Source organism: Methanobrevibacter sp. (genome assembly GCF_045611865.1).
Lineage (GTDB): Archaea > Methanobacteriota > Methanobacteria > Methanobacteriales > Methanobacteriaceae > Methanocatella.
In genome coordinates this window covers 1-4685 of record NZ_JAZKXX010000045.1, presented here as the reverse complement: position 1 = coordinate 4685, position 4685 = coordinate 1, and the positions used below count along the sequence as shown (strand labels likewise).

Annotated in this window: 5 protein-coding genes; 2 read left to right on the top strand and 3 right to left on the bottom strand. The window is 31.2% G+C overall.

Features of this window, described 5'->3' with window-relative positions:
- Positions 1-179: 179 nt before the first annotated feature.
- On the top strand, positions 180-1586 hold the full coding sequence (locus ACKI32_RS04730; protein ID WP_407414010.1) for an ABC transporter transmembrane domain-containing protein: 1407 nt from the start codon (positions 180-182) through the stop codon (positions 1584-1586).
- 195 nt (positions 1587-1781) lie between these two features.
- Here the strand turns inward: ACKI32_RS04730 and ACKI32_RS04725 are convergent, their stop codons facing one another.
- Together ACKI32_RS04725 and ACKI32_RS04720 are read right to left on the bottom strand one after the other, a co-directional pair.
- The gene (locus ACKI32_RS04725; protein WP_407414008.1) at positions 1782-2582 is read right to left on the bottom strand and encodes a hypothetical protein; all 801 of its coding nucleotides are present in this window, start codon (positions 2580-2582) and stop codon (positions 1782-1784) included.
- Positions 2582-3361 carry a hypothetical protein gene (locus ACKI32_RS04720; protein ID WP_407414006.1) on the bottom strand — a complete coding sequence of 260 codons (780 nt, stop codon included), beginning with the start codon at positions 3359-3361 and terminating at the stop codon, positions 2582-2584. The genes ACKI32_RS04725 and ACKI32_RS04720 overlap by 1 nt, the downstream gene beginning before the upstream one ends.
- A gap of 208 nt (positions 3362-3569) precedes the next feature.
- On the opposite strand from ACKI32_RS04720, the gene ACKI32_RS04715 reads away from it, so the two are divergent.
- Complete coding sequence (locus ACKI32_RS04715; RefSeq protein ID WP_407414004.1) at positions 3570-4250, top strand: TIGR00266 family protein; 681 nt, start codon at positions 3570-3572, stop codon at positions 4248-4250.
- A 207-nt stretch (positions 4251-4457) separates the two neighbouring features.
- On the opposite strand, the gene ACKI32_RS04710 is transcribed toward ACKI32_RS04715, so the two are convergent.
- Positions 4458-4685, bottom strand: a 228-nt coding sequence (locus ACKI32_RS04710; protein WP_407414002.1) for a transposase, incomplete at its 5' end; no start/stop codon positions are given.

Below are 4685 nucleotides of genomic sequence, written 5' to 3'. Positions count from 1 at the left end.
TTTTCTAATCGATGTGAAATTTCAAGTGTAAATCTTAATACACAATAATTAGACAATTTTAATAGATTATAAGTAAAAATAGAAATAAAAATAAATTTTTAAAAAATTTTTGCAAAAATCAAATAGGATTTCTACAAAGCCTTAAAATTAAAAAGACATATGGAAAACTGAACCGGTTATTGCTATCCAAAATAACTAATATAGCCAACAGGATTCCATTTAAAAAACAGGAGGCGCGAGCTGAATTTGAAAATGCATGTGAGGAGTCATATGATATAAGCGTCAAGTATATTTCAAGTCAATATTACGTCGGGCCACTGTTATTGTGGGGTTTATATATTCTTGTTCTGATTACATTGGCAATGGTCAATTCCGGATACTCCATTGGCTTTGAAACCGACAGTGTAATTGATTCATTGATAATTCTTGTATATGTTGCCTACTTCATTTCTACCTTGACGGTTATTCCGGCATTGATTGACATATGGCCAAGTGCATATACCAATTCAGTGCTTTTAGAGGACATCTTGGATCTGGAAGATAAAATCGTAAAATCCAAAAGCACAAATGATAATCCTGAAAGAATAGAAATTGTTGAGGAAGACATTACCAAAGAAGATAAAGGCATATGGGCTGAAAGAAAAGAAATCGCTCAAAAATTCACCAGAATATTAAAAGAGGATAGGGCCAAAGTAATAATATCAATGGTCTTACTTATGGTATCTACATGGTGCATGGCTTATGCCCCTAAAGTTGCAGGAAAGACGGTTGATTTATTGGTTTCTAATTTGAATTCATCCAACGATATTGCTATCTACACTAATATTGCCTTGCTGATTGTTTTATATTCTGTAGGATTCCTGTTTAAATTGCCTCCGAAGAGAACCATGGGGATAATTGGTGAAAAAGTAGCCTATAATTTAAGAATGGAACTGTTTGATAAGATTGATGTTGTCGGTTCCGAATTCATTCAAGAAAATTCAAAAGGCCATATTCTATCTAGACAAAACAACGATTTGATGTGCATCAAGGACTTCGTCTCTTCTCGCTTTCCCGAAATCTATGCGCAAATTCTGTTGATAGCTTTTGTATTGGTGTTGATTTTAATAACGGACTTGAGATTGGGTTTAGTATATCTTGGGATATTGCCGATTTATGCAATTTGTTTATATGCATGTCATGTTAAATCTAAAACCAATTTTAATGGTCATCAAAAGCATTTGGGGCGAATGATGGGCTATTTTGAAAGAGGGCTCGCAGATCGTGATTCATTCCATGAAATAGGATTTGAAAAAATCAATCAAACTGTAACTCGCTATTATGTCAAATCCAGAAACATTGCTAAGGTTATGGAACCCATTACAACATTTTTAACAAATATAAGTAATATAACTGTTTATATTGCAGGTATTTACTTTTTAACAGGTAATGAAATACAGTTGGGAACCCTATTGGCGGTTATTTTGTACGGGCAATTATTAACAAATCCTATTAAAAAATTAAGTACTTCGATGGCTTCTATTGAAAACTCATTTTCAAGTATCAAAAGGATATTTGCAATTATTGACTATCAAAAAGACGGATAGTTAAATTTAAATTTAATAGTTTTATTACATACACAGATTTTGATGGAACTATTAAAATATTTTCGCCGAATTTATAAAAAACATACTTAAGACAGGATTAATGGAAAAATCCCCCATAGTGGCATATACAGCTTCATGAAATGCCGGGTATGAAAACGGATTTTAATTGTATATAATCCGTGTTGGATATTAACATCACTCCTTTTCTTTTTTCTTTTTAACTACATCTTTTATTTCAGCAAATTCGCGGGAGACATGCCTATTTACTATTGAAGCTGCCAAAGTGGCCGTACCGACACCGGATAATATGAAACCGCTCCAGGCCAATACCAACGAATTAAGTTTACCTATTATGTTTTGTCCTGAAGCATCAAAGCTGTTACTTGTAAATGCATTGGAAACCATGGTTATGGAGTCCATAGGAGAAACGTTTTCAACAAGGATGGTAAATAAAAAACTAACAAGTATTATTGCAAATAACAATATTATTGTTATTCCCAATTCGTTATTTTCAGTATAATCAATAAATTTACGGAAGTAAACTTTAATAAAATACAAATATCCGATAATATGGGTCAAATCCAATAAAACAACAATGCTGTCTCCAAACAATAATCCTGTTATGGAACCGAATGGAATTAATAGAAACAATAATACTTTATCTTTTAGGGAATCTTTGTCCATTTTAAGAGCAAGATATAGGGAAAGAACAATATCCAAAAGATATATGAAATAAAAACCTTCGTTCCAATCAAAAGACAAATACAGACAAACCATGATAATGACCAGTATCACTATCAAATAAAAAACCTGCTTTAATAAGAATACTTCTTCAGAAGGAAAATATTCTTGAGGATTTGAAAGCCTTGAATTTTTAAAACGATCAATTAATCTGTCTTTATTAACAATATATTTGGCAATATATGATAGGGCAGCGAAAATACCAATTGCAACCAATATTTGGAAAATAGAAACAAATATCCATTCAGCACCCATTATTCCCCATCTCCTTCTTCAATCAATTGTCTTAATTCTTCAAATTCCTTATTGAAATGCCTAATTAAAAGTGCTGCCGTTAATGTTGCAGCACCTACTCCAGAAAGGATATATCCTCCCCAAACCAGCAGTAAACTGTTGAGTTTGCCAGAAATACTATCTCCAAAAACAGAATACCCATTACCTGTAAATTGATTGGAAACGATTACAAGGGAATCCAAGGCATTCACATGTTCAGAATATTGTGTTATGAAAAACCCTGCGAAAATTACTGCAAATAACAATATTATAGTTATTCCCAAAGCGTTTGAATTAGTATATTCTACAAATTTATCAAGATTAATTTTTGCGAAGTATATAAAGATGAAAGCATGAAGAAAATCTGCAAAAATTACTAAACTAAGGCCAAATAATGGATAAACTAAAGATCCATATGGAATCAGTAACAGCCAGACAATTCTATTTTTCCAAGAACTCATATCCAGTGTGATTGCAAAATATAGTGAAAGTGCAATGTCAAATATTGCAAAAGAATACAAATCATTTGTGGACCCCATTAGGGAGTAGAAAATATTTACAACAGATAATGCCATCAGAATTAAATAATAAACCTGTACTAAAGTATGAACCTCATCTTCAGGCAATAATTCATTGATATTTATGGAATTTCCACTCTTATTTTTTAATGTATGGTATATGACTTTGCCTAAAAGGGTTAAAACCAGAAAGATAATAATTACCATGGACAATTGAAACAAAGTACTAGCAAATATTTCCATATGTTCACCAATTAAATTTTATATCTAATCAGTATTAATATTTTAGGAATTGAAAAATTAAATAATTATTTAATAAACAATTGAGATAAATATTAAATGTCTTAAATTAAGATGTTATAAAAAATAGTTAAGTAAAAATAACCGAAACTGAAACATTTCCAAATAATTTTATTGGACGGTTATTTCTAATAAACATAGGTGATTTAAAATGGAATATGAAATAAAAGGGGGTGCTTTTCCTATTGTAATATGCACATTACAAAAGGGAGAGACAATGAAAAATGAAACAGGAGCAATGTCATTCATGACATCAGGTATGAATATGGATACCAATACTGGTGGAGGCTTATTGCAAGGGATTGGAAGAGCATTGGCTGGAGATACCATATTTTTAAATTTCTTTACTGCAGAATCCGACGGAGAACAAATTGGATTTTCATCATGCACTCCTGGAAAAATCATGCCTATAAGATTGGATGGGTCAAATACAATTATCGGTCAGAAAAATGCCTTTTTAGCAGCTGAAGAAAGTGTCGATGTTGACATATACTTTAGAAATAAGCTTGGAACTGGAATATTTGGTGGTGAAGGTTTTATCCTTCAAAAATTCACTGGAAATGGTATGGTATTTTTAGAAATTGATGGAGAAGTCATTGAAAAGGACTTGGCACCTGGAGAAATATTATTAGTAGATCCCGGCCACATTGCTGCAATGGAAGAAAGCATTGAGTTTGACATTGAAAGAGTTAAGGGAGCTAAAAATATATTATTTGGTGAAGGATTGTTCTTCTCAAAATTAACCGGACCAGGTAAAGTATGGATTCAAACAATGCCTATATCCAAATTGGCAGAATCAATAATTCCTTTCTTGCCAGAACGCAATGACTAATTAATTAAAAAGAGTTTATTTTAAAATAAACTTTTTTTTAATCTTATTTTTAAAACCAGACACCAGATTTCAATTAATTTTAGTTTCACTAGAAACTTATTGAGTTGTTCATTAAAAAAGTTTAAAATACTCATTTTTTATAAAAAAAGAGGGCGACTCAAAATTAATTATTTTTTAAAAATTTTTTTGCATTAATTTTTATTATTTTCAGGTATTTTGTTTGTTGTTTTGGTGTATGAGTTCGTTTTGTATTGTTTCGTTGTATATTCGTTTTAAATTGTGTGATATTGCGATTAATTTTGCTTCTGTTTGTGTTCTTTTTAGTCCAGTTGTGTTGAATTCTGTTACTTTTAGATTTTGTTTTATATTTCCAAATGGCCATTCTGCTGTTTTTGATCGTTTTTTGTAGATTTCTTGTGCCCAGGGTGTTTCCAT